This window comes from Amycolatopsis sp. FDAARGOS 1241 (assembly GCF_016889705.1).
GTDB lineage: Bacteria > Actinomycetota > Actinomycetes > Mycobacteriales > Pseudonocardiaceae > Amycolatopsis.
Genome location: NZ_CP069526.1, coordinates 931339 through 955125, shown reverse-complemented (window position 1 = coordinate 955125; position 23787 = coordinate 931339). Strand labels below are relative to the sequence as shown.

Annotated in this window: 19 protein-coding genes and 5 pseudogenes; 9 read left to right on the top strand and 15 right to left on the bottom strand. The window is 71.1% G+C overall.

The annotated features are described in order from the left end of the window. Positions 1-19 precede the first annotated feature (19 nt). Complete coding sequence (locus I6J71_RS04570) at positions 20-349, bottom strand: bifunctional 3-phenylpropionate/cinnamic acid dioxygenase ferredoxin subunit (protein WP_204093575.1); 330 nt, start codon at positions 347-349, stop codon at positions 20-22. Between the two features lie 167 nt (positions 350-516). Here I6J71_RS04570 and I6J71_RS04565 point away from each other — a divergent pair, with 167 nt between their 5' ends. The 5 genes and pseudogenes from I6J71_RS04565 to solA all read left to right on the top strand — a co-directional run bounded on the left by I6J71_RS04565 (position 517) and on the right by solA (position 5091). Further along, entirely contained in the window at positions 517-1302 is a 786-nt protein-coding gene (locus I6J71_RS04565; protein ID WP_204093574.1) for an IclR family transcriptional regulator, read from the top strand. Between the two features lie 216 nt (positions 1303-1518). Then, positions 1519-2486 (top strand): annotated as a pseudogene (locus I6J71_RS47610) (NAD(P)/FAD-dependent oxidoreductase); the annotation flags it as partial. A gap of 128 nt (positions 2487-2614) precedes the next feature. Further along, positions 2615-3666 (top strand): annotated as a pseudogene (locus tag I6J71_RS47600) (hypothetical protein). A 23-nt stretch (positions 3667-3689) separates the two neighbouring features. Next, positions 3690-3827, top strand: a pseudogene (locus I6J71_RS47595) (glycine cleavage T C-terminal barrel domain-containing protein); the annotation flags it as partial. A gap of 91 nt (positions 3828-3918) precedes the next feature. Continuing rightward, positions 3919-5091 (top strand): N-methyl-L-tryptophan oxidase, encoded by a 1173-nt coding sequence (solA, locus tag I6J71_RS04555; protein WP_204093573.1) that lies wholly within the window; start codon positions 3919-3921, stop codon positions 5089-5091. A gap of 433 nt (positions 5092-5524) precedes the next feature. Here the strand turns inward: solA and I6J71_RS04550 are convergent, their stop codons facing one another. The 3 genes and pseudogenes from I6J71_RS04550 to I6J71_RS50305 all read right to left on the bottom strand — a co-directional run. Beyond that, complete coding sequence (locus I6J71_RS04550) at positions 5525-6175, bottom strand: dTMP kinase (RefSeq protein WP_204093572.1); 651 nt, start codon at positions 6173-6175, stop codon at positions 5525-5527. A gap of 521 nt (positions 6176-6696) precedes the next feature. Next, a pseudogene (locus I6J71_RS50310) lies at positions 6697-6810 on the bottom strand (aldo/keto reductase); the annotation flags it as partial. Positions 6811-6943: 133 nt separating this feature from the next. Continuing rightward, positions 6944-7174: pseudogene (locus tag I6J71_RS50305) on the bottom strand (aldo/keto reductase); the annotation flags it as partial. Between the two features lie 241 nt (positions 7175-7415). Here I6J71_RS50305 and I6J71_RS04535 point away from each other — a divergent pair. Further along, positions 7416-8015: a TetR/AcrR family transcriptional regulator gene (locus I6J71_RS04535; protein ID WP_204093570.1), complete on the top strand. Its 600-nt coding sequence runs from the start codon at positions 7416-7418 to the stop codon at positions 8013-8015. Here I6J71_RS04535 and I6J71_RS04530 read toward each other — a convergent pair. Continuing rightward, complete coding sequence (locus tag I6J71_RS04530) at positions 8012-8365, bottom strand: hypothetical protein (protein WP_239154426.1); 354 nt, start codon at positions 8363-8365, stop codon at positions 8012-8014. The two genes, I6J71_RS04535 and I6J71_RS04530, sit on opposite strands and share 4 nt — an antisense overlap. Positions 8366-8619: 254 nt before the next feature. Between I6J71_RS04530 and I6J71_RS04525 the strand changes: the two genes are divergently transcribed. Both I6J71_RS04525 and I6J71_RS04520 read left to right on the top strand, forming a co-directional pair. Beyond that, positions 8620-9612 carry a hypothetical protein gene (locus I6J71_RS04525; RefSeq protein WP_204093569.1) on the top strand — a complete coding sequence of 331 codons (993 nt, stop codon included), beginning with the start codon at positions 8620-8622 and terminating at the stop codon, positions 9610-9612. A 436-nt stretch (positions 9613-10048) separates the two neighbouring features. Next, positions 10049-10345 carry a hypothetical protein gene (locus I6J71_RS04520; RefSeq protein WP_204093568.1) on the top strand — a complete coding sequence of 99 codons (297 nt, stop codon included), beginning with the start codon at positions 10049-10051 and terminating at the stop codon, positions 10343-10345. Between the two features lie 61 nt (positions 10346-10406). Here I6J71_RS04520 and I6J71_RS04515 read toward each other — a convergent pair whose 3' ends face one another. After that, positions 10407-11309, bottom strand: coding sequence for an acetoacetate decarboxylase family protein (locus tag I6J71_RS04515; RefSeq protein WP_204093567.1), 903 nt, complete (start codon positions 11307-11309; stop codon positions 10407-10409). A gap of 298 nt (positions 11310-11607) precedes the next feature. After that, positions 11608-13080 (bottom strand): adenosylhomocysteinase, encoded by a 1473-nt coding sequence (ahcY, locus tag I6J71_RS04510; RefSeq protein WP_204093566.1) that lies wholly within the window; start codon positions 13078-13080, stop codon positions 11608-11610. 134 nt (positions 13081-13214) lie between these two features. On the opposite strand from ahcY, the gene I6J71_RS04505 reads away from it, so the two are divergent. Next, positions 13215-15452 carry a hypothetical protein gene (locus I6J71_RS04505; protein ID WP_204096871.1) on the top strand — a complete coding sequence of 746 codons (2238 nt, stop codon included), beginning with the start codon at positions 13215-13217 and terminating at the stop codon, positions 15450-15452. Between the two features lie 94 nt (positions 15453-15546). Here I6J71_RS04505 and I6J71_RS04500 read toward each other — a convergent pair whose 3' ends face one another. From I6J71_RS04500 to I6J71_RS04465, 8 genes are all read right to left on the bottom strand, one after another. Next, entirely contained in the window at positions 15547-16266 is a 720-nt protein-coding gene (locus I6J71_RS04500; protein WP_370542079.1) for an LPXTG cell wall anchor domain-containing protein, read from the bottom strand. 343 nt (positions 16267-16609) lie between these two features. Beyond that, positions 16610-18151 (bottom strand): amino acid permease, encoded by a 1542-nt coding sequence (locus I6J71_RS04495; protein ID WP_204093564.1) that lies wholly within the window; start codon positions 18149-18151, stop codon positions 16610-16612. A gap of 83 nt (positions 18152-18234) precedes the next feature. Next, positions 18235-19149, bottom strand: a complete 915-nt coding sequence (locus I6J71_RS04490; protein ID WP_204093563.1) for a cation diffusion facilitator family transporter — start codon at positions 19147-19149, stop codon at positions 18235-18237. 114 nt (positions 19150-19263) lie between these two features. Then, entirely contained in the window at positions 19264-20493 is a 1230-nt protein-coding gene (gene manA, locus I6J71_RS04485) for a mannose-6-phosphate isomerase, class I (protein WP_204096870.1), read from the bottom strand. 102 nt (positions 20494-20595) lie between these two features. Continuing rightward, the gene (locus I6J71_RS04480) at positions 20596-21699 is read right to left on the bottom strand and encodes a hypothetical protein (RefSeq protein WP_204093562.1); all 1104 of its coding nucleotides are present in this window, start codon (positions 21697-21699) and stop codon (positions 20596-20598) included. After that, positions 21674-21910 (bottom strand): Trm112 family protein, encoded by a 237-nt coding sequence (locus I6J71_RS04475; protein WP_204093561.1) that lies wholly within the window; start codon positions 21908-21910, stop codon positions 21674-21676. Before I6J71_RS04475 ends, I6J71_RS04480 begins: the two co-directional genes overlap by 26 nt. Before the next feature lie 86 nt (positions 21911-21996). Beyond that, positions 21997-23352, bottom strand: coding sequence for a phosphomannomutase/phosphoglucomutase (locus I6J71_RS04470; RefSeq protein WP_204093560.1), 1356 nt, complete (start codon positions 23350-23352; stop codon positions 21997-21999). Between the two features lie 76 nt (positions 23353-23428). Further along, on the bottom strand, positions 23429-23782 hold the full coding sequence (locus I6J71_RS04465; RefSeq protein ID WP_204093559.1) for a DUF3499 domain-containing protein: 354 nt from the start codon (positions 23780-23782) through the stop codon (positions 23429-23431). Positions 23783-23787: the final 5 nt, after the last annotated feature.

The following is a 23787-nucleotide window of genomic DNA, read 5'->3' as shown; positions in this document are numbered from 1 at the left end:
CGGCCGCCCGCGAGCAGCGCTAGACGGCACCCTCGCCGGCGACGGCGGGCATCGGCACGTCGACGAAGACCTCACCGTCCGTGACCACGACCGCGTAGGTCCGCACGGGGTCCTTCGCGGGCAGGCACGACGGCACGCCGGTGCGCAGGTCGAACTGGGCCGCGTGCAGCGGGCACTCCACGAAGCAGCCTTCGAGCCAGCCGTCGGCGAGCGAGGCGTCCTGGTGCGTGCAGGTGTCGTCGACGGCGTAGAACCCCGTCTCGGTGTGGAAGACCGCGATCGGGGTGGGGCCGTCGACGCGGACGGACTCGCCCTCGGGCAGGTCGGCGACAGCGCAGGCACGGATCATCGGAGCCTCCGGGAACGGGTCACGGGAACCGGGTGCGGTTGGTGAAAAATGTTGCGCACGACGCATTTTCGTGCACTGTGCGCAACAGTGCGGGCCCCATGCCTTCACCGTCAAGGGATTCGCCCGCTCAGCCGGAGAGATCGTCCGCGAGCGGTTAGTGTTGCGCTATGCGGAACCAGGACTCGGGCAGCGCAACGGGAACGCAAGTTCAGTCGGTCGACCGCGCGATCAGCGTGCTGGAACTGCTCGCGCGCAACGGGGAGTCGGGGATCACGGAGATCGCCGGCGAGCTCGGCGTGCACAAGTCGACGGCGTCCCGGCTGCTGAGTGTCCTGGAAGCCCACGGTCTTGTCGAGCAGCTGGGCGAACGCGGCAAGTACGCGATCGGCTTCGGCATCGTCCGCCTCGCCGGCGCCGCCACCGGCCGCATGGACCTCGCGAAGCTCGGCCGCCAGACCTGCCAGACGCTGGCCGAGGAGCTGGGCGAGACCGTGAACATCGCGATCGCCGACGACGGCGTGGCCATCAACATCAGCCAGGCCCGCGGGTCGGCGGCCATCACCACGCAGAACTGGACCGGGCAGCGCACGCCGCTGCACGCCACCTCGAGCGGCAAGGTGCTGCTGGCCGCCATGGGCGAGGGCGACCGCAAGCGTCTGCTGGGACACGGCCTCGAGCAGTACACGCCGCGCACGATGGTGGACCCCCAGGAACTCGAGTCCGAGGTGGAGCGCGTCGCCGAAGACGGGTACGCCGCCTGCTTCGAGGAGCTGGAACTCGGCATGCACGCCGTCGCGGTGCCGATCCGCGGGCCGGGCGGCGAGGTCGTCGCGGCGATGAGCGCGTCGGGGCCGTCGTACCGGTTGTCGAAGCAGCGGATCAAACAGATCGTGCGGCCGATGACCGACGCGGCCACGGAACTTTCGGCGCAGCTGGGTTACTTCACCAGCTGAGACTCCCCGGCGTCGGATCGCTTGTGCCGACGCCCGCGTTACGGCCGTCACCTGCCCGGGCGCACGCACGATGCCGCTTTTCGACGCGGCCTTGACACGCGCCCACGATCGCGACTTTGTTGCTCAAGACGGAACACCATCCCCCATCCGCAACCTGACCCGCCTCGGCGGGTTCTTCGGCGTGCCTGCGTCCCCGCCAGGCCAGGAGGTACCGCGATGGCAGCTCGGCCCCGGGTGGTCGTCATCGGCGCCGGCGTCGTCGGCTGTGCGCTGGCCGACGAGCTGACCGAACGCGGCTGGACGGACCTCACCGTGCTGGAGCAGGGGCCCCTCTTCGCCACCGGTGGCTCGACGTCGCACGCGCCGGGCCTGGTGTTCCAGACCCACGCGGACCGCACGCTGACAGAGTTCGCGAAGTACACCGTCGCGAAGTACGCCTCCTGAAGCTGGCGGGCCGGTGGTGCTTCCAGCCCGCCGGCGGCCTGGAGATCGCCACGACGCCGGAGCGGCTCGCGGAGCTCAAGCGCCGCCACGGCCGGGCGACCGCGTCGGGCGTGCGCGGCTACCTGCGCTCGCCCGGGGAGTGCGCCGAACTGCACCCGCTGCTCGACCCGGCGAAGCCGCTCGGCGGCTTCCACACGCCGGGCGACGGCCTCGCGAAACCACTGCGCGGCCGCAGCCCAGGCGCGGAGCGAAGTTCCTGGCGCACCAACGGGTCACGGATCGAGCGCAGCGCCGGGCGCGTAACCGGCGTGGTGACCGAGACCGACCGCTTCCGCGCCGACGTGGTGGTGTCGTGCGCCGGGGTGTGGGGACCGCTCGTCGGGCGGCTCGTGGACCTCATGGTGCCGCTGATACCGATGGCGCACCACTACGCGCGCACTACGCCGCTGCCAGTGCTCGCTGGGGACAACGACGGCTTCACCGAGGCCGGCAAGCCGGTCCAGCGCCACCGGGGCGCCGGCCTGTACTTCCACGAGCACGTCGACCGGCTCGGCATCGGCAGCCACGCACACCGGCCGATACCGGTGGACGCCGCGGACGTCGGCGGCTCGGCGGAGCAGGCGTTCACCGCCGCCGACTTCGAGAACCCCTGGAGCGCGGCCACCGACCTGCTGCCCGCGCGCGCCGACGCGAAGGTCGAGATGGGTGTCAACGGCCTGTTCCCCGTGACCCCCGACGGCCGGCCGCTGCTCGGCGAGCACCCGGACCTCGACGGGTTCTGGGTCGCCGGCGCCGTGGGGCTTGCGCACTCCGCCGGGCCGCTCGGGGGCTGGCGCGGTGGCTCGTCTACGGACAGCCACGGCTCGACGTGCACACGAGCGACCTCGCGCGGTTCGAGCAGGTGCAGCTCGCGCCCGGCCACGTCTTTACGCGCAGCTGCCGCAGCTACGCCGAGGTGGACGCCGTCGTGCACCCGCTGCAGCCGGCCGGCGAGCCGCGCGCCGTGCGCACGTTGCCGTTCCACGAGCCCCACACCGAACTCGGCGCGGTGTTCCTCGAAGCGGGCGGCTGGGAACGGCCGCAGTGGTTCGCCGCCAACGCGAACCTGCCGCAGGTGCAGCGCGTGCCGCCGCGCACCGGATGGGCCGCACTGCATTGGTCGCCGATCGGCGGCGCCGAAGCGTTGGCTGCCCGCGAGCGCGTGGCGATGTTCGACCTGACGCCGGCGAACCGGCTGCAGGTCACCGGTCCCGGAGCACTGCCGTTCCGGCAGACCATGACCACCAACCACCTCGTGAAGCCGCCGGCGCCGTCACGTACACGCTGCTGCCCGGTGAAGACGGCGGTGTGCGCAGCGACCTCACGGTGGCGCGGCTCCGGGCCGAACGGTTCCAAGTCGGCGTCAACGGTGCAATCGACATCGACTGGCTGCGCCGGCACCCTGCCCGGCGACGGCACGGTGCAGATCCACGAGACCACGCCGGGCACGTCCTGCGTCGGCCTCTGGGGACCGCTCGCGCGGCGCGTGCTCCAGCCACTGTCCACAACGGACTTCTCGCACGACGCGATGTGCTGCTTCACCGCGAAACACGCGTAGTTGGCAACGTGCCCGTCGTCGCGCTGCGGCTGTCCACCGTCGGCGAGCTCGCCTGGGAACCGCACACGAGCGCGGACCTCGGCCGTCTGCGGTGGGACACGCTGTGGGAAGCCGGGCAGCCGCACGGGATCATCGCCGCCGGGCGCCAGGCGCTCACGAGCATGCGGCTCGGGAAGGGCCACCGCGAGTGGGGCACCGACCTCACGGCCGAACGCGACCCGTACGAAGCCGGGCTCGGGTTCGCGGTCCGCACGGACAAGGGCTACTTCCCGGGCGCGACGCGCTGCGCGGCCGATCGGAGGCCACGGCCCGGCGGAAGCTGACCTGCCTGATCGCCGAAGGCTTGGTGCTCGGCAACGAACCTGTCCACTCCCAGGACCGCCCGGTCGGGTACGTCACGAGCGCGGCGTATGGCTACCCGGTCGGCAAGAACATCGCGTACGCCTGGCTCCCCGCGGAGTGCGCGAAACCTGGTACACCGGTGGAGATCGAGTACTTCGGCGAACGGGTCCCCGCGGTCGTGGCCGCGGAACCGCTGTTCGACGCCGAGCTGACCCGGCTGAGGAGCGCGCCGCTTGACGCACTACGACGTGATCGTGATCGGACTGGGCGGCATGGGCAGCGCCGCGGCTTACCGGCTCGCCCAACGCGGGCAACGCGTCCTGGGCCTGGACCAGTTCGCGCCCGTGCACAACCTCGGCTCGAGCCACGGCGGCTCGCGCATCACGCGCCAGGCCTACCTCGAAGGCCCCGACTACGTGCCGTTGCTGCTGCGGGCGCACGAGGTGTGGACCGAGCTGGAGCACGACACGGGCCGGCCCCTGTTCACGCGCTGCGGCGGGCTGATGGCCGGGCCGCCGGACTCGCGCACGATCACCGGCAGCGTGCTCTCGGCCGAGAAGTTCGACATCCCGCACGAGCTGCTGGACGCGGCCGAGATCCGCCGCCGCTTCCCCACGATGGCTCCGCGCGGCGACGAAGTGGCGCTCTACGAACCCGGCGCCGGGTTCGTGTCACCGGAGGGCAGCGTCGCGGCGCACCTGCAGCTGGCCGCGCGCCACGGTGCCGAACTGCACCACGAGGAGCAGGTGTTCACGTGGAGCACGTCGGAATCCGGCGTGCGCGTGGGCACCGCGTCGAGCTACTACACGGCCGACCGGCTGGTGCTGTGCCCGGGAGCGTGGGCACCGCACCTGCTGGCCGATCTCGGTGTCGAGTTCGAGGTGCAGCGGCAGGTGCAGTACTGGTTCGACCCGGCCGACGCCGCGCCGTTCGCCGCCGAGCGGCACCCGGTCTACCTGTGGGAGACCGAGGAGGGCGAGCAGTTCTACGGCTTCCCCGCGCACACGCCGCAGGGGGTGAAGGTGGCTTCGCACATCGCCGGCACGCCGTGCGCGCCCGACACGATCGACCGGACCGTGCACGAGAACGAGGTGCGGCACATCGCGGACGTCGTGGGGTCGCGCCTGCCGACGCTCCCCGCGCAGTTGCGCCGCGCGGCAACGTGCCTGTACACGAACACACCCGACGAGCACTTCGTGATCGCGCCGCACCCCGCGCACCCACGCGTGGTCGTGGCGTGCGGATTTTCCGGGCATGGCTTCAAGTTCGTGCCCGTCGTCGGGGAAATCCTGGCCGACCTCGTCGTCGACGGGACGACCGCGCACCCGATCGCGCTGTTCGACCCGGCGCGCTTCGCCGCGCCGGCGGTGGCCCAGCCGGCGCCGGGGGAGCCGCTCGGGCCCTAGGCGAGTCTGACAAAGCTCGAGGTTGGTTGCTGGGATTTGCTGGTCGCGGCGCGGTTTCAGTTGCGCTCGGCTGCTCAGTGGGTGTTTCCGGTATCCAGGCGGGCGGGCCGGCGTGGCGGGATGTGCCGACGGTGTCCGGTCAGTAGCGGACGCCTGGCCACGCGGTCGGGCACGCACCCGGCCTGGCCGCGACGTGGCGACAACGCCTGGTCCTCCCGATCCGCGGATATCTGCTCGCCCGCGCGGCATCGTCGCTGTGATCCCCGAGCCAGCCGATCAAGCCGGACACCCGCAAACGCCGCGGTCGAGAGTGCAACCTGCTCAAACAGGTGACGCGACCTGGTCCCGCTGCGCCAAGCTCGCCATCGCCTCCCGCTTCGCCGGACTCCTCCACGCCGTGATCACCCGGACCGAAGCATTGCCAGGCGGGCCGCTAGGCGAGCAGGGACTTCGCGAGCGTCGGCAGGTCGACGCCCGCCACGCCGTCCAGCACGTGCCACGGCGCGAGCCAGCCGGCGGCGGCCAGCTCGTCGTAGACGGCGGCACAGCGTTCTTGCAGGGCGTCGTCGGATTCGAACGAGTCGCGGGCGCGGCGGGTGTCCTCGGCGGCGCGGCGCACGGCGCGCTCGGCGGCCACCGCGGGGGCGACGCGCAGGAGCAGGTGCGCGTCGGGCCGCGGCAGGGCGAAGCGCTCGACCTCGGTGTCCCACACCCACTGCACGACCGGACCGTCGGCGTGCTCGCGCAGGCGCGCGGCGGCGTACGCCGCGTTGGAGGCGACGTAGCGGTCGAGCAGCACCACGTCGTTGTCCGTGAGCAGCGTCCGGATCTCGTCGGCCGCGGCGCTGCGGTCGAGGGCGTAGAGCAGGGCCATGCCGTAAACGGAGTCGCCGAGGTCGCCGTGGCCACGGTGCAGCGCTTCGCGGATCAGGTCGGCGTAGACGCTGTGGCCGTAGCGGGGGAACGCCAGGCTGCCCACGGTGGCGCCACCGCGCTGCAGCTGGGCGGTGAGCCCGTCGGAGAGGGTGCGCTTGCCCGCACCGTCCAGACCTTCGATCACGACCAGTCGTCCCACGGCGCTCACCCTAGGACAATACCGGCACCGCCGTCCGGCCCGGCCGCGAGCCGGGCCGGACGAACGCTTCAGCGAAGCGGCGGAGTGACGCCGTACGACCAGTTCTGTCCAGCACGGTCTCGCGCTCGCCGACGGCGGTGGGCGCGTCGAGCCGCTTGAGGTCTCGCCGGTCAGCTCGACCGCGGCCGCGCCGGCGTTCTCCTCGAGCCGCGAGACGTGCAGCGTGCCGGGGATCGGGACGACGCCCGGCGCCTGCGCGAGCAGCCACGCGAGCGCGAGCCGGACGGGCGCGGCACCGTGGGCCGCGGCGATCCTTCACGGTCTCGACGGCCGCGAGGTTCGCCTCGAACACCTCGCGGGCGAACCGCGGCATGCCGCGGCGGTAGTCGTTCTCGGGCAGGTCGTCGAAGGACGTGAGCCGCCCGGTCAGCATGCCGCGCCCGAGCGGGCTGTAGGGCACGACGCCGATTGCCGAGCTGGCGGCACAGCGGCGCGACCGCATCTTCGATGTCACGCGACCACAGGGACCACTCCGTCTGCACGGCGGTGATCGGGTGCACGGCGTGGGCGCGGCGGATCGTGTCCGGCGCGGCCTCGCTCACGCCGAGGTAACGCACCTTGCCCTCGGTGAAGAGTTCCGCCATCGCGCCGACGGTCTCCTCGATCGGCGTGTCCGGTCCACGCGGTGCTGGTAGTACAGGTCGACGTGGTCGGTGCCGAGAGCCGCCGCAGCGACTCTTCGATGGGCTCGCGCACGTACTCGGGCCGCCCGTTGATCACGGGTGCGCTGTCCGGGCTCGCACCCCGCACGATGCCGAACTTCGTGGCCAGCACGACCTGGTCGCGGCGGCCTTTGATCGCCGCGCCGACGTTGTCCTCGCTGTCGCCGTAGCGGTCGGCGGTGTCGATGAGCGTGACGCCGAGGTCGAGGGCGCGGCCGATGAGCGCGTCGGCGGTGCCGTCGGTCGTGTGGTCCGCGGACTGCCCGTAGGGCCGGGCGAAGCCCATCGCGCCGTACTGATGGCGCCGACGAGCGGGCCGTTCGTGCCGAGCCTGCGCTGGGGAATGGTCATGGAAGAAATCCTCAGTTCTCGTGGTTGCGCGGGCCCATGCGGCTAAGTCCGCACCTGTGGCCACCACAAGTCCACGGTTGTGGACTTGGCAACCCGCTTGTCGAGCCGGGACCTCGGCGAGGCTCGTACGCTGGCGGCCATGAGCTCTGATCAGCCCTCCGAAGCGCCGGGACCCCGTGGCCACGCGCGCCGCGATCCTGCGCGCCGCGCGGAAGGCCTTCACCGGGCACGGGTACGACGGCGCGGGCGTCCGCGAGATCGCGCGCGAAGCCGATGTGGACGCGCGGCTGATCGGCAAGTACTTCGGCTCGAAGGAAGGCCTGTTCGCGGAGGTCGTTGACCTGGCCTACGAGAAGTCGATGATGATGACGCCCGAGGTCAACGCCGAGGCGGCGCGGACGTTGCTGACCGGAGAAGACCGGCGAGCGCACGACGGGCTGCTGCTCACGCTGCGCTCGGTCGCCAACCCGCGCGCGGCGGCGATCATGCGCGAGAGCATCGGGCGCAACTACCGGACCCGGCTCGCCGACGCGCTGCCCGGCGAAGACGGCGCCGACCGCACCGGCCGGTCCGCGCTGCTCATCGCCATCTGCGCCGGGATGCTGCTGAACCGGATGCTGCTCGGAACCACCGCGTTCACGGGCCCGGACGCCGAAGGACTCGTTCCGTACCTGCACGCGGCGCTCGACGCCGTGGCCGACGCGCCGAACAAGGAACTGGTCGACCGGCGGCCCGGCGGGAGAGACGGCACCGCCGAGCCTGCCGGTACGGCTTAGGCGGCCCGCCGCCGCGCGTGCACGAGGTAGCCACCGCCGCCGGCGAGCAGCAGGCCGCCGAGGATCAACAGCGGCAGCCACGCCGTGTCGTGGTTTTCGGGTGGCGGCTCGTCGCCGCGGGGCAGGACCTGGCCCACGAGGCGGTACTGGTGCGCTTCGGCCGACTGGGGCGCGAGGTGGGCGTTGCCGACGCCGGAGGGCTGCGCCGCGCTCGCGCCCATCGCCGACGCCGGCAACGCCAAGCTCGCGAGCATCACGAGCACGAGCACCCGGCTCGCAGCGCGCCACCACCTGGTCTGGACCCGAGCGCCTACGGCGGCGGGGCGAACCTGCTCGCGTGACACCGGCACGACCCCTCCCACCCCCGTGACGTGACCTACGGCCGTCACAACGGTGAACAGTGCCATCACCGGGAGCAAGGTGCTCTTCCGGTGATCGAGGTGTTCCGGGTCAGTTCTGGAACACGGAATGGCCACCCTTACGTGGCCAACCACCCCGAACGGGGGTCGGAACGACTACCGTGCGCTGCTAACGTGAACGTTCCGCGGTGTTCACGGCAGGCGCACACACTGATCACCACAGTGGTCTGGTGAAGGGACAAGCGGTGTCTCGAGACAGGGAAGGCTCACTGATCATCGAACCTGTTCGGCGTGGCTCGGGCGACCTGCCCGCGGAACTGGCCGACGCTCTGCGGACCGGCGAGTTCCACCAAGCCCTGCGCACAGCCATCGCCCACCGGGGCCTGTCGCTCGCGCGGCTGCGGGCGCACCTGGCGCTCCGGGGCGTCCAAATCGGACAGTCAACGCTCAGCTACTGGCAGCGCGGGCTGCGCCAGCCGGAGGTGCCGAAGGCGCTGCCGGCCGTGCGCGCGCTGGAGTCGGTGCTGCAGCTGCCCGCCGATTCGCTCGTGGTCCTGATCGGCCCGCGCACGGCCCGCCCACGCGGCCACCAGGCGGCGGTGTCGTTCCACGACCTGCGGTCGGGCGACATGGGCTCGATCGTCGAACAGCTGCTGACCGACCTGGGTGCGATGCCGTCGTCGAACCACTCCAACTCCGATCTGGAGCTGCTCTCGGTGCACGACCGCATCACGGTCGACGAGCGGCGCCGCCAGGTCAGCATCCGCACGCGGCTGGTCACGCGCGCTCGGCGGCACGGTCCGGACCGCTACGTGACCGTCTACAACGGCGACCCGGGCTGCCGCATCGACGACGTCGAGCTCATCACGTTCGAAGGCTGCCGGGTCGGCCGCATCCGCCGCCACCCCGGCGGCGAGACCATGGCGACCGAACTGCTCTTCGACCGCAAACTCAGCGAAGGCGACATCCACGTCTTCTGCTTCGAAGTGCGCGACGACTCGAGCGCCCTGTTCCCCGGCTACTACCGCATGCTGCGCGACCAGGCCGCCGGCTACCTCCTGCAGCTCCAGTTCGCGCCCACCGCCATGCCCGCCCGCTGCACCCGCCAGGTCCGCGCCCGCGACGACGCCCTCCCCGTCGAAGCCGAAGAACTCCCGCTCGACACGGGCGGCGTCACCAGCGGCTACTTCCGCGACGCCGGCCCCGGCCTGGCAGGCATCGCCGTGGAATGGAACTGACACCACTCCGCCACCTCGACCGGTGACGCACCCCACCCACGCCACCGCCGGCCGACAACCCACCAAGGATGCGCCCAGCCGGCCGGCCACCTCGAACGGCGACGCACCACACGCATACGCACCGCAACAAAACTACGCACCAACGGATGCACCCAGCCCTGCCCGGCACCTCGATCCGAAGCACCGCCGCCTCCGTGTCAAGGCACGCTTTCCCGCCTTGACACGGGGTCAGCGGCCGTAGTCACACTCGCGCTTCGGGGTGCATACGCACCGCAACACGCCCGTCGAGGGCCCGCATTACCCCACAGACCAACCGCAACACGCCCCCGCGAAGACCCCGCCACCCCTGAACAACCCGCCCCCACCCCACATTGACGCACGCCACACCCCACGCGCACCATGAACTCCCCGGGGGCAGCTTCACCAGGAGCCGAAAATGAGTTTCGTACAGGTCATCGAATACAAGACAGCACACCCGGACCAGCTCAACGAGATCATGGACCAGTGGAAGGCCGAAACGCAGGGAAACCGCACGGCCACCCACGCCGTCGTGATGAGCGACCGCGACCACCCGGGCACCTACATGGAGTTCGTCGAGTTCCCCAACTACGAAGAAGCGATGCGGAACTCGGCTCTCCCGGCGACGTCCAAGTTCGCCCAGCAGATCATGGAACTCTGCGACGAACCACCGATCTTCCACAACCTCGAAGTCGTCCGCGACGAGAAGCTCTGAACGGCCGGGTCACCCCGGCGGCACCACGACGGCGCCGCAAGAATGTCCCGGCCGTGGCCGGTCAGAGGATGATCAAGTCCGTCACGCTGTAGGACAGCGACCCGCGGAACCCGGCGCCGCTGCGGACCGGCCCGATGTCGGCCAGCTCCTCGGCCGGTGCAGGGAAGAACGACAGATCCCCGGTTCCGGTCCACGTGCCCGCCACCTGCGGAGTGTCCAAAACGGACTGCGTCAGCTCGTGCACCGCGGGATTCTCGTACTGCCCCTTCGTCAACCGCGGAAAGTGCCGCAGGTTCACGATCGGCCGGCCAAGCGCCGGGATCGTCGGCGCGGTCTGCTCCAGCGTCACCTGCGCCTGGGCCAGCTGCCTGCCGTTGGACGAGAGCGTGGCGCCGAAGCGCCCACCGGGCCCGACCACCGGGCCGGCCTGGCTCGGCACGCCGAACGCGCGCGTCTGGTGGATCGCGCCGATCTTCTTCGGGAAACCCTGGACCCAGCCGCGGGCCAGCGCCTCGTCGTTGTCCACGTAGATGAACGGGCACCACGCCACCGGCGAACCGTTGTGCGCGGCGTCGAGCAGCACCAGGAACTCACTGTACTGGCTGCGCACCGGGTCGAGGTACTCGTTGTCACTGGCCGAGAACTGCCAGTCGATGAACAGCGCGTAGCCGTGCCCGGAGCTCGTGGGGTCCGGGTCCAGACCGGTCGGCAGCGACGCGGCCGCCGCGTCCGGTCTGGTCCAGAACTCCACCCCGACGACGTCTCCGACGTAGTGCCACGGCGGCGTCGGCGCGAGGTTGGCGACTCCGCGCGCGCTGAGCGGATACGTGTACCCCTTGAGCCGTTCGGTCACCGGAGCGGTCGTCGCGCCCTCGGCGAGCGCCGGGGTGCTCATCGCCCCCGCCGCCACCGCGGCGAGCCCGCCGGCGAGAACCCCTCTGCGACCCACTTCTCCTGCGGACAAGGCAGGCACCTTCACTTTCGTCCCGGGGCCGCCCCTCGCGGCCGTCCTCTTCGAAGGAACCACGGGATCACCGAGATGGGTGCTCTGCACGGAAAGACCGTGTCCGGTGGGCAATCCGGCGCCGGTTCTTCGGGCACATCGGCCCTCGCGGGCTTGTCAGCAGGCGCGCGCAGTGGTCTGGGCCACCGGGCCGGCCGGTCACCGGACGTCGTCCACTGTGGACCCGACGTGACCGGACCCGGAAACGCCGAAGCGGCGCCCGGTGGACCCGGCGCCGCTTCGGGGAGCGCGGAAAACCTCAGTACCGGTAGTGATCCGACTTGAACGGGCCCTCGACGTCCACGTCGATGTACTCCGCCTGCTCCTTCGTGAGCTTCGTCAGCTCGCCACCCAGCGCCTCGAGGTGGATGCGCGCCACCTTCTCGTCGAGCTTCTTCGGGAGGCGGAACACCTCCTTGTCGTACTCCTCGTGCTTGGTGAAGAGCTCGATCTGGGCGATGACCTGGTTGGAGAAGCTGTTGGACATCACGAACGACGGGTGCCCGGTCGCGTTGCCGAGGTTGAGCAGGCGCCCTTCGGACAGCACGATGATCGAGTTGCCGTTCGGGAACACCCACTCGTCGACCTGCGGCTTGATGTTCACGCGGCGCACGCCGGGGTAGCGGGCGAGGCCGGCCATGTCCAGCTCGTTGTCGAAGTGGCCGATGTTGCCGAGGATGGCCTGGTGCTTCATACGGGCCATGTGCTCAACCATCACCACGTTCTTGTTGCCGGTCGTGGTGATGACGATGTCGGCCTCGCCGAGGACGTTCTCGAGCTTCTTGACCTGGAAGCCGTCCATCGCCGCCTGCAGCGCGCAGATCGGGTCGATCTCGGTGACGATCACGCGCGCGCCCTGGCCGCGCAGCGACTCCGCCGCGCCCTTGCCGACGTCGCCGTAACCGCAGACCACGGCGACCTTGCCCCCGATGAGCACGTCGGTGCCGCGGTTGATGCCGTCGATGAGCGAGTGGCGGATGCCGTAGCGGTTGTCGAACTTCGACTTGGTGACGGCGTCGTTCACGTTGATCGCCGGGAAGAGCAGCTCACCCGCGGCAGCCAGCTGGTAGAGGCGCAGCACGCCGGTGGTGGTCTCCTCCGTGACCCCGCGGACGCCCTCGCCGATGGTGGTCCACTTCGAGTTGTCCGCGGCGACGGAGGTGCGCAGCAGCTCCAGGAAGACCTTCCACTCGTCGGAGTCGTTCTCGTCGGTGGACGGCACGACGCCGGCCTTCTCGAACTCGGTGCCCTTGTGCACGAGCATGGTGGCGTCACCGCCGTCGTCGAGGATCATGTTGGGACCCTCGCCGTCCCAGGTGAGCATGCGCTCGGTGCACCACCAGTACTCCTCGAGCGACTCGCCCTTCCACGCGAACACCGGCACGCCCTTCGGCTCCTCCGGCGTGCCGTGCGGCCCGACGACCACGGCGGCGGCCGCGTGGTCCTGCGTCGAGAAGATGTTGCACGAGGCCCAGCGCACCTCGGCGCCCAGCTCCACCAGCGTTTCGATGAGCACGGCGGTCTGCACCGTCATGTGCAGCGATCCGGAAACCCGCGCGCCCCGCAGCGGGTAGACCTCGGCGTACTCGCGGCGCAGTGCCATCAGGCCCGGCATCTCGTGCTCGGCCAGACGGATCTCCTTGCGGCCGAACTCGGCAGCTTCGAGGTCGGCGACGGCGAACTCGAGGCCGCCCCGGGTGTCGTGCCGCTTGGCAACGCTTTCGGGGGTCATAGTGCGGTTCCTCCAAGGATTGATGGCATCTGAACAGTACCGTTGTCGGCTTGACGTGCCCCCGACCGGCTTAGGAGACCCTTACCGTGCCCGCCCCGCTCCCCGGCCCAGACACCCGCATCGTCGAGCTCAGGGTGGCCGGACTCGCGGGCACGAACGGTGAAACGCTCCTCGACGCCGTGTCCACGGTCGACGTCGACGGCGACGGCATCGGCAGGGTGGTGCGCCCGGCGGACCGGCTGCGGCGCCCGGCACCCGGGCCGGTCGTGCCCGCACTGGGCCGGTCCATCCCACGCACGCTCGAAGGATACCTGTGGAGCCGCATGACCTCGGGCGGCGCCGCCAAGGCCACGTGGGCGCTGCTGTTCCCGTTCTCGCTGGCCAACGTCGCGTTCTGGATGCTGCCGCCGGTGCACCGCGCCCACTGGCTCGGCGGACTGTGCCGCGGGCTGCTCCGTGTCGTCGCCGTGCTGCTCACGATGCTGCTGGTCGGCCAGGTCGCCGCGATCGCGCTCGACCTGTTCGCCACGCAGTGCCTCGCGCCGGGCAGCGGCTGCCTGCCGTGGGTGCCGTCCTGGCTGCGCTCCTCGCCGGCGCGGCTGGCGATCGGAGTCGCCGTGCTGTTCGCCGTGGTCTACGTGCTCCACCGCATCTCGTCGACGAACTGGCGGGTCCACGCCGCCCAACCGCACCAGCGTCGCGGCTCGCCGATGCAACTGCTGGCCGACCCGGAAGCGCCGGGGATGTCCGCGACTCACACGGTCGCCGCGCTGGCCTGCGTCGCGTTGCTGCTGCTCGGCGGGCCGTTCCACGTGCCCGGCGACGTGCCGCGGCTGATCGCGTGGATCTGCGTGCTCGGGCTCGCGCTGGCCGTGATCGCCGGCGCGGCGATCGGGAGCGACCCCGGCCGCCTCGCGCGGCGCACGCTCATCACGTTCGCCTCGGCGCTGGTGAGCTACGCGGCGGTGCTCACCGGACCACTGCCCGCCAAGGGTGAGCTGCGCGGGACCGACGGCACGGTCGAAGGCCTCGGTGCTGCGCTGCTCGCGATCACCGTGCTGTTCGCGCTCGCGCTGGTGCCGATGGCGCTGCTCGCGCGGTCGCGCTGGAAGACCCGGCCGCGGCGGCTGCGCCCGTGGTTCGGCGGCTGGGCGGCGGCGCCGGTGGTCGCGCTGGCCGGTCTCCTGGGCGGCGGCTTCGGCGCCGGGCTTGCGGTCGCCGTGCGGCGACTGCTGGGCACGGGCGGGCTGCAGCTCCCGGCGACATACGAGCTGATCACCGTGCTCTGGGGTGGCGGGCTCGCGCTGATCGCGCTGCTCGCGATCGCCGGGTACGCGATCGCGGTGCCACTGCGCCGGCGCCGGCGCGGGATCCCGGCGATCGTCGAGCTGATGGAACTCGACCGCAAGCAGGAGCAGGACGCCGCGCGGGCGTGGGCGAGGTCGGCGTGGGAGCGCCGGCACCTGCACCACCTGGCGATGATCGTCGCGGTGGGGCTCTCGCTGGGCGGGGCCGCGCTGCTCGTGGTGCGTTTCGGCTTCGACCTGCGGCCTTCGTGGTACACGCCCGTGTCGGCCGTCGGCGTGTTCGCGCTCGGCGGTCTCGCCGCGGGCCTGCTTCGGGTGGTCTACTCCGCGGCCCGCACCCCCGAACGCGGCCGGCACCTCGGCGCGTTGTCGGACCTCGTGTCGTTCTGGCCGCGCGCGGCCCATCCGACGGTGCCGCCGTGTTACGCGCTGAAGGTCGTGCCCGAGCTGGCCGAACGGGTGAAGACCCACCTCGCCGAACCCGGCACGCGCGTGGTGCTCTCGGGCCAGAACCTCGGCAGCCTCCTCACGGTGCTCACCGCGGCGCGGCTGTCGAAGGAGCTGACACCGGACGAACGCGACCGCGTCGGCCTGCTCACCGCGGGATCGCCGTTGCAGTGGGGCTACCAGCGCGCGTTCCCGGCCGTGCTGCCGCAGGACTCGCTGGCGACGCTGTTCGCCGACCTCGACGGACGCTGGCGCGCGCTGTGCCGCGGCACGGACATCTTCGGCGGCGGGGTCACAACCTGGCGCCACCAGGTCTCCGGCCGGCACCTCATCGGCGACGGTTACCTGCCCGAGGGCGGCTGGGGCGCGCTCGAGGCGAAGGCCGACGAGACCGGGGTGCTCGTCCTCGGCGGCGACCACTGGCTGCCCGATCCACTGCGCGCTCCCGACGGACGCCACCGCTGGGCGCCCGGCGTCCTCAAGCACACGGACTACCTCGCCGACGCCGAGTGGGACCAGGCGCTGGCGATGGCCGCCGGACTCGGCAGGCCGAGTGGCCGCGCGCGCCTGCTCGGCGAGCAGGGCTCGTTGTTCGGCGACCTGCCCCGGCCGCGCTGAAACCCTTACCCACAAACAGAAAACCGGAGAGGATCCCCACCCGTGGGCAAACGGGCGGGGCTCCCCTCCGGTCTCCGGGAACCCGAAAGCTACGTCAGTTGGTGCTGCGGCGGCGGAACTTCAGCAGCGCGAGCAGGCCACCACCGAGGACGAGGAGCGCCGCGGCGACGTAGATCAGCCACGCGTTGTCGAACCCGGTGTTGGCGAGCTGGCCACCCGAGCCGCCGGTCTCGTTGCCGGCCGGGGCGGCGGCGACGGCGGTGGTGGTGCTGGCCGGGGCCTCGTCGGTCGCAGCCGGGGTCGAAGCGGGGGCCGACGTGGTCTCGGTCGGCGCCGCGGTCGGGGTCTCCGCCGGCGTGGTCGGCTGCGTGGTCTCCGTCGGCTGCGTCTTCTTGTCGATGCAGGCGAACCAGTGGCTGATCGTGGCCTGCTTGCCACCGCCGTTGAGCGGCGAACGGAGGTTCTCCCACGGCGGGGTGGTCGAGAGCTTGCGCTTGCCGGGCTCGTAGACGTTGTACCCGTCGCCGCCCTTCACGACGATGGCCTCGACCGTCACGCCATCGGCGACCTTCTCGATGTTGAGGTACTTGTCCTTGCTGGTGCCACCGGTGAAGGTGAAGACCTCGGCGGCGTTCTCCTGCGTCACCGTGGTGCCCGGCAGGTGCGCGCCGGCGCAGGTGGTGGCGTTCGAACCCACGGGGTTCGCGTGCGTGTCGTCGGTGTAGCACGCCAGCGCCGAGGTGGCAGTGCCCAGCAGCGCCAGGCCGGTGACGGCAGCGATCGTCAGACCTGCGCGGAGGGGTCGTCTGGTCATGGTGGGCATTCAGAAAGCTCCTGTACCGAACGGGGGATACGTGGCGAAGATGAGCGCACTCCCAGTGAGGATCGAAACCACTTACCGTATGAATCACACACGAGTGATTAACCCGTCAGAGGGAGGCAGAGCCGGACGGTATCGCATACGGCTCGTCTGATCACCCTGCGTTCGAGACGCCGTGCCGAACCGAGATCGGCCAGTGATCATCCTGTGATCATTCTGAATTAGGCAACAAGTCGGCCACAGGAAGCAACCTTCCCGAACTTCACTGAATCCCCTGGTAGAGCACACAAAACGGCCCGCCGCTCCGCCGGGGCGGCGGGCCGTTCACGACAGTGGTTCAGTCCTCTGAAGCCGCCGGTTTCGCTCCCGCGGGCGCGGGTTTCCCGCCCGCGGCGATCCGCTTCCCCAGCAGCGAGTGGCGGCGGCTGTAGCCGAAGTAGATGACCACGCCCAGCACCATCCAGGCCAGGAACCGCAGCCACGTCAGCACCGTCAGGTTCAGCATCAGCCACAGGCACGCCAGGATCGCGAGGACCGGGATCGCGGGCACCCCGGGCACGCGGAAGGCGCGCGGCAGGTCCGGTCGCGTGCGGCGCAGCACCAGCACACCCGCGGACACGAGCACGAACGCGAACAGCGTGCCGACGTTCACCATCTCCTCGAGCTTGTCGGCCGGGAAGAACGTGGCCGCGACGGCGACCAGGCCGCCGACGATCAGCGTCGCGCGCTTCGGGGTGCCGCGTTCACCCGTCTTGGCCATCCCCCGCGGCATGAGGCCGTCGCGCGACATCGCGAAGATGATCCGCACCTGGCCGAGCATCAGCACCATGACGACAGTGGTGAGGCCGGCGAGCGCGCCGACGGAGATGACGTTCGCGGCCCAGTCGACCCCGTTGGCCGCGAAGGCCGTCGCGAGGGTCTTGTGGCCGCCGTCGCCGGCGGACGTCGCGAGCTCGGTGTAGGGCACCATACCGACGACCACCAGCGACACGGCCACGTACAGCACCGTGACGATCGCCAGCGAGCCGAAGATGCCGCGCGGCACGGACTTCTGCGGGTTGCGGGTCTCCTCGGCCGTGGTGGCGACGATGTCGAAACCGATGAACGCGAAGAACACCAGCGAGGCACCGGCGAGGAGGCCGAACACGCCGAAGGAGCTGCTGCCGCCGCCGGCCACGAGCGAGAACAGCGACTGGTCCACACCACTCTCGCCGACGTCGCCGGACTTGCCCTCGGGGATGAACGGGGTGTAGTTCGCGCCCTTGACGTAGAAGATGCCGAGAATGATCACGAACAGCACCACGGCGACCTTGATGCCCGTGATCACCATGGAGAACCGCGACGACAGCTTCGTGCCGACGGTCAGCAGCGTCGCCAGCACGAGGACGACCACCAGCGCGCCCCAGTCGATCGTGACCCAGCCGAGGTCGACGCTCGTCTTCGCGCCCTCGCCGAACAGGTACCCCAGCACGGTCTCGAGGTAGACCGACCAGCCCTTCGACACCGCGGCGGCGCCGACCGCGAGCTCCAGGATCAGGTCCCAGCCGATGATCCACGCCATGAACTCGCCGAACGTGGCGTAGGAGAACGTGTACGCGCTGCCTGCCACCGGGACGGTCGAGGCGAACTCGGCGTAGCACAGGGCCGCGAGCGCGCAGGCGATCGCGGCGAACACGAAGGCGAGCGACACCGACGGGCCGGAGTAGTCACCCGCCGTGCGCGCGGTGAGCGTGAAGATCCCGGCGCCGATGACGACCGCGACGCCGAACACCGTGAGGTCCCAGGCGCTCAGGTTTCTCCGGAGCTTGGTCTCCGGCTCGTCGGTGTCCGCGATGGACTGCTCGATCGACTTGGTGCGCCACAACCCGTGCCCCGGCACGATCACCTCCTGCGGTGACCCCTGCGTGGAATCGGGTCAATCACCCTAACGCGCCAAAGGCCCCGCTGCGCGGCAGGAGTTGATCACCGTGCGTCGCGGTCGAGGTCCGGTTCGAGGTAGATGAGCGACGCGACGGGGACCTTCGCGCGCACGCGCGCCTCCGCGTCGTCGATAGCGGTGGCGATTTCGGCGGTATCAAGGCCCGGAATCAGCGCGAGCTTGGCGGCCACCAGCAGCTCGTCGGGGCCGAGGTACTGCGTGCGGATGTGAATCACGCGCTCCACCTTCCCCGCGGCGAGCTCGTCGACGATCGTGCCGAGCTGGCTGTCGGTCGCGCCCTCGCCGATGAGCAGGCTCTTCATCTCGACGATGAGGATTACGGCGATCACCCCGAGCAGCGCACCGATGAACACGGTGCCGATGCCGTCCCACACCGGGTCGCCGGTGAGCACGGACAGGCCGACGCCGGAAAGCGCGAACACGAGACCGATCAGCGCGCCCGTGTCCTCGAGCAGCACCACGGGCAGTTCGGGTTCCTTGGCCTGGCGGATGAACCGCCACCAGCTCACGCCCGCCTTGATCTTGCGCGACTCTCCGATGGCCGTGAAGAAGCTGTAGCCCTCGAGGCAGATCGCGACGAACAGGATGATCACCGCGACCAGCGGCGACTCCAGCGGCTCGGGTTCGAGGATCTTGTGGATACCCTCGTACAGCGCGAACGCGGCCCCGAGGGTGAACAGCATCAACGCGACGATGAACGAGTAGAAGTACCGCTCGCGACCGAAGCCGAACGGATGCTCCCGCGTGGCCCGACGCTGGGACGTCTTCTTCCCGAGCAGCAGCAGCCCCTGGTTCGACGTGTCGGCCAGCGAGTGCACCGACTCGGCCAGCATCGACGACGACCCCGTGACCAGGAACCCGGCGAACTTCGCGACCGCGATCCCGGCGTTGGCCGCGAGCGCAGCGATGATCGCCTTGGTACCGCCACCAGCTGACACAGTTGCTCCCCTGTCTGTTCGCGAGGACGGATTCCCGAAATGCCCGATCGGGAGCCTAGAGGACCAGGCCGTACGGGCGGTTTCCGGCCGCGTGAACTTCTCGGGGGAGGCGGGTCAGTCCTCGCAGGTGCCCGCCGTGGCGCGGAACAGCTGCGCGCGGGCGCCGCCCAGTGGGCGCACGGCGACGGCCGGGTCGGCGGCGGGCAGCCACACCGATTGACCACGGCGCAGTTCGACCTGTCCGCCGTCCGCGGCGGTGACCAGCAGGTCGCCGGCCGTGCAGAGGAGGATCTGCGGGCCGGTGCAATCCACGACGAGCTCGGCGGCGTCGCCGGCCTGCCACTCCATCCGGGAGAGCTCGAACTCCGGCGCGTCGGTGTGGTATACCGCCATCTCGCCGGCGCACTCGCCGTGGTGGACAGGCATCTCGCCACACGCGAAGTCGACCACGCGCAGCAGTTCGGGTACGTCGACGTGCTTCGGGGTGAGGCCGCAGCGCAGGATGTTGTCGGAGTTGGCCAGGATCTCCACGGCCGTGCCCGAAAGGTACAGGTGCAGGTTGCCGGCCGGGAGGTAGATCGCCTCGCCGGCGCGCAGGGTCAGCCGGTTGAGCAGCAGCGCGGCCAGCACGCCGGCGTCGCGCGGGTGCGCCTCGCCCAGCTCCAGGATCGTCCGGCACTCCACGGCGAACTCGCCGTGGTCGGCGACGTGGCGCACGCACGAGTCGAGGACCTCGGGCAGCAGCTCGTCGAGCGACGCCTGCGGCAGCGTGATCCACGTGGTGAACAGCGCCCGCAGCCCCGACGGGTCCGGCTGCGCTTCCAGCAGGCCGGTGTACTTCGCGAGCCCCGGCGTTTCGACGGCCTTCAGCAGCTTCACCGTGCGCTGCGGGTCGCGGAAGCCGGCCAGCGCGTGGAACTCGGTGAGCGCGCACACGAGCTCGGGTTTCGCCGTCGGGTCCGGGTAGTTGCGGTTGGGCGCGTCGCGCGGGATGCCGAGGCGCTCTTCGCGCTCATGGCCCTCGGCGGCCTGCGCGGCCGACGGGTGCGCCTGCATCGACAGCGGTTCCTCGGCCGCCAGGATCTTTAGCAGGAACGGCAACCGGCCACCCCAGCGGCCGGCGCAGCGCTCCCCCAGCTGGCCGACGGGATCGGCCTCCACCAGTTCCAGCAGGCTCCGCTCGGTGCCGTCAGGCGCGAGCACGTACGACGGGTCCCCGGGGTGCGCGCCCATCCACAGCTCGGCCTCGGGGTGCGGCGCAGGCACCGGACGGCCCTGCAGCTCCGGGATCGCGGTGCGCGATCCCCACGCGTAGGGCCGTACGGCGTTGCGCAACAGCTCCACTGTCACTCCCAATCCTTCCCATCGGCCGGAGCCGATGTCGTGCGCACGCCTCCCGCCCCCGCGGCAGCCGTCCGCACTTCCTCCCCCTGATCCCGTGAGCCGTCAGGCGTTGGCCGGCTCGAACCTTCCGGCGCCGCCGATGCTGCCCGCCGCGAGCCCGAGGTAGACCGCGGCGAGCTCGAACCGCAACGCGAGCACCGCGGCCCGGACGATCTCGTCCGCCTCGATCTCTTCGGCGGGCGCGATCAGGTCCGCACCTGGGAGGAACTCCTCGGCCTGGTAGCGGGCCGCCTCGGCGGCGGGCCCGGTCCGCACCGAGAGCAGCAGCACTCTCGTGGCGGTTCCACCGGGTGAGTCGTCAGGATCGGCGAAGATGTCACGCTCTCCGCCGCCCGATTGCACCAATCTCCGGAGTGCCGGCCGCGCAAGCGCTTGCCGGTAATCCTCCACGTCGCACACCAGCGCCGCGTGAGCCGCGAACGCGTGGGCCGCGTGCTCCCCGACGGCGACGGCCACCGGGTCGAGGCCCCACAGCAGCGGCACCCGGTCGGCGACCCGCAGCGCGAGCGCCTTGGCCGGGTTCGCGAACGACTCACGGGCCAGGTAGTCCTTCTCGGCCTCGAGGTCGAGCTGGTCGGCGAGCGCCTGCACATCGGCCACGAGCAGGCCGAGCGCGTTGGCCGCGAGCAACCCGGCGGCGAGCCCGCGCGGGAACGCGAGCTCCGGCGGCACCGGGATGCGCGGCGCGAGCAGCACGCCCTTGCCGGCCACGGACGCGGCGACCGGGCCCTCCGCCGGCGCCGACAGCACCACCGACGCACCGAACCGGGCGGCCCGCTCCAGGGAAGCGGCCAGCTCGCGGTCCCCCGCGTCGTCGGTGTGCGCGAAGACCACGTCGAGCGCGCCGATCCACGACGGCACGGTCTCGGCCACCACGACCGGCACCGGACACGACGGGGCGAGCAGGGCGGCCAGCAGGCGGGTGAGCGTGCGGCTGACGCCGGGGCGGTCGATGAGCACGAGCGAACGCGGGCGTCCCACGTCGAGCCGGTCGCTCAGCTCCAGCTCGGCCGCGGCTTCAGCCGTCGCCCGCACCTGCGCGCCGGCCATGGCGGCGGCACGCAGCAGTCCCGCGCTGTCGGCTTCGGCCAGCCGCGCGGGGTCGTCGAGGAGCGAATCGTCAAGCACTGTCGGCACGGCTGTCATCCGGCTCGCCGGGGGTGTGGTCGCCGCTGAACACGGCCTCTTCGAGCAGCAGCACGGGGATCCCGTCGCGGACCGGGTACACCCGGCCACATTCGGTGCAGGTCAGCGCATCGGCGCCCGCGTCGTCCGGCGTACCGGGGCGCAGCGGCGCGTGATCCGGCGACGGGCACGCGAGGATCTCGAGCAGCTGTGCGTCAAGCGTGATGGCCATGGTTCCTCCATACCACGCGCAGGTGGGCCGTGAAGGGCACCTTCCGGACACGGTTCGGTTCGGAAAGTGCCGCCGGCCTGCCCGGCTCAGGCTCGGACAATTGCCAGAACATCGTCGGTCAGCGCCTCGGCCGCGGCGCGGTCGGCGGCCTCCACGTTGAGCCGCAGCAGCGGCTCGGTGTTGGACGGGCGCAAGTTGAACCACGCGCCGCCGGGGAGCTGCACGGTCAGGCCGTCGAGCTCGTCGATCTCGACACCCGGCTTGCCCGCGTACGCGTCCTTCACCGCGAGCATCCGCGCGACCTGGTCGGACACCGTCGAGTTGATCTCTCCGGAGGCAGCGTAGCGCGAGAAGTCCTGCGTGAGCGCGGACAGCGGGCCGTCCTGCTCGCCCAGGGCCGCCAGCACGTGCAGCGCGGCCAGCATGCCGGTGTCGGCGCGCCAGAAGTCGCGGAAGTAGTAGTGCGCGGAGTGCTCGCCGCCGAAGATCGCGCCGGTGCGCGCCATCTCGGCCTTGATGAACGAGTGGCCCACGCGGGTGCGCACCGGCTTGCCGCCGTGCTCGGCGACGATCTCCGGCACGCCCTTCGACGTGATCAGGTTGTGGATGACCGTGCCGCCCGGCTCCTTGGCCAGCTCGCGCACGGCCACGAGTGCTGTGATCGCGCTCGGCGAAACGGGCTCGCCGCGCTCGTCGACCACGAAGCAGCGGTCGGCGTCGCCGTCGAACGCCAGGCCGGCGTCGGCGCCGACCTCGCGGACCTTGGCCTGCAGGTCGACGATGTTCTTCGGGTCGAGCGGGTTGGCCTCGTGGTTCGGGAAGGTGCCGTCGAGCTCGAAGTACATCGGCACGATCTCGATCGGCAGGCCCGCGAAAACCGTCGGGACGGTGTGCCCGCCCATGCCGTTGCCGGCGTCGACCACGACCTTCAGCGGGCGCGAGTGGGTGAGGTCGACGAGTCGCCGCAGGTAGGCGGCGTAGTCACCCAGGACGTCGCGCTCGGTCACGGTGCCGGCCTTGCCCTCGAACGCGGGCACGCCCTGCTCGACGGTGTCGCGGATCTCCGACAGGCCCGTGTCCTGCCCGACCGGGCTGGCGCCCGAGCGACACATCTTGATGCCGTTGTACTTCGCGGGGTTGTGGCTCGCGGTGAACATCGCGCCCGGCATGTTCAGCGAGCCCGACGCGAAGTACAGCTCGTCGGTGCTGCACAGGCCGATGGACACCACGTCAAGGCCCTGCGACGTCACGCCCTCGGCGAACGCGGCCGCGAGTCCCGGCGACGAGTCGCGCATGTCGTGCCCGATCACCACCGACGGCGACTCGGTCTTGATGAGCAGCGCGAACGCGGCCCCGAAATCGCGCACCAGCGCCGCGTCGAGCTGTTCGCCGACCACACCGCGGATGTCGTAGGCCTTCACGATGCCCGAAAGATCTGGCACGCCGTCTCCCCGCCGTCCGTTTCTCGTCCACGGCGCCGACCGCGCCGCGCAGAAAGCCTACCGGCGGGAGCGGGGTTCAGGCGCGCCCGGGGAGCACGCGGAGGTGGCCGCGCCTGCCCGACGGGCCCTCCGGCTCCGGCGGCGGTGCCGGCCGGTCGGAGCGCCCCGCCTCGCGGACGGCCTCGGCCAGCGCGGTCAGCTCGTCGGCCGACTGCTCGGGGGTCGCGAACGTGCCCTCGTGGCGCACGACCTCCCAGCCCTTCGGCACGGTCAGCCGAAGCGCGTGGGCCTCGCACAGGTCGTACGAGTGGGGCTCGGACGCGGTGGCGAGCGGACCGACGACGGCGGTCGAATCGCTGTACGCATACGTGAGCGTGGCGACAGCGGGCTCAGGACACCCGGTCCGCGAACATTTCCGTACGCTCCGCACGATCC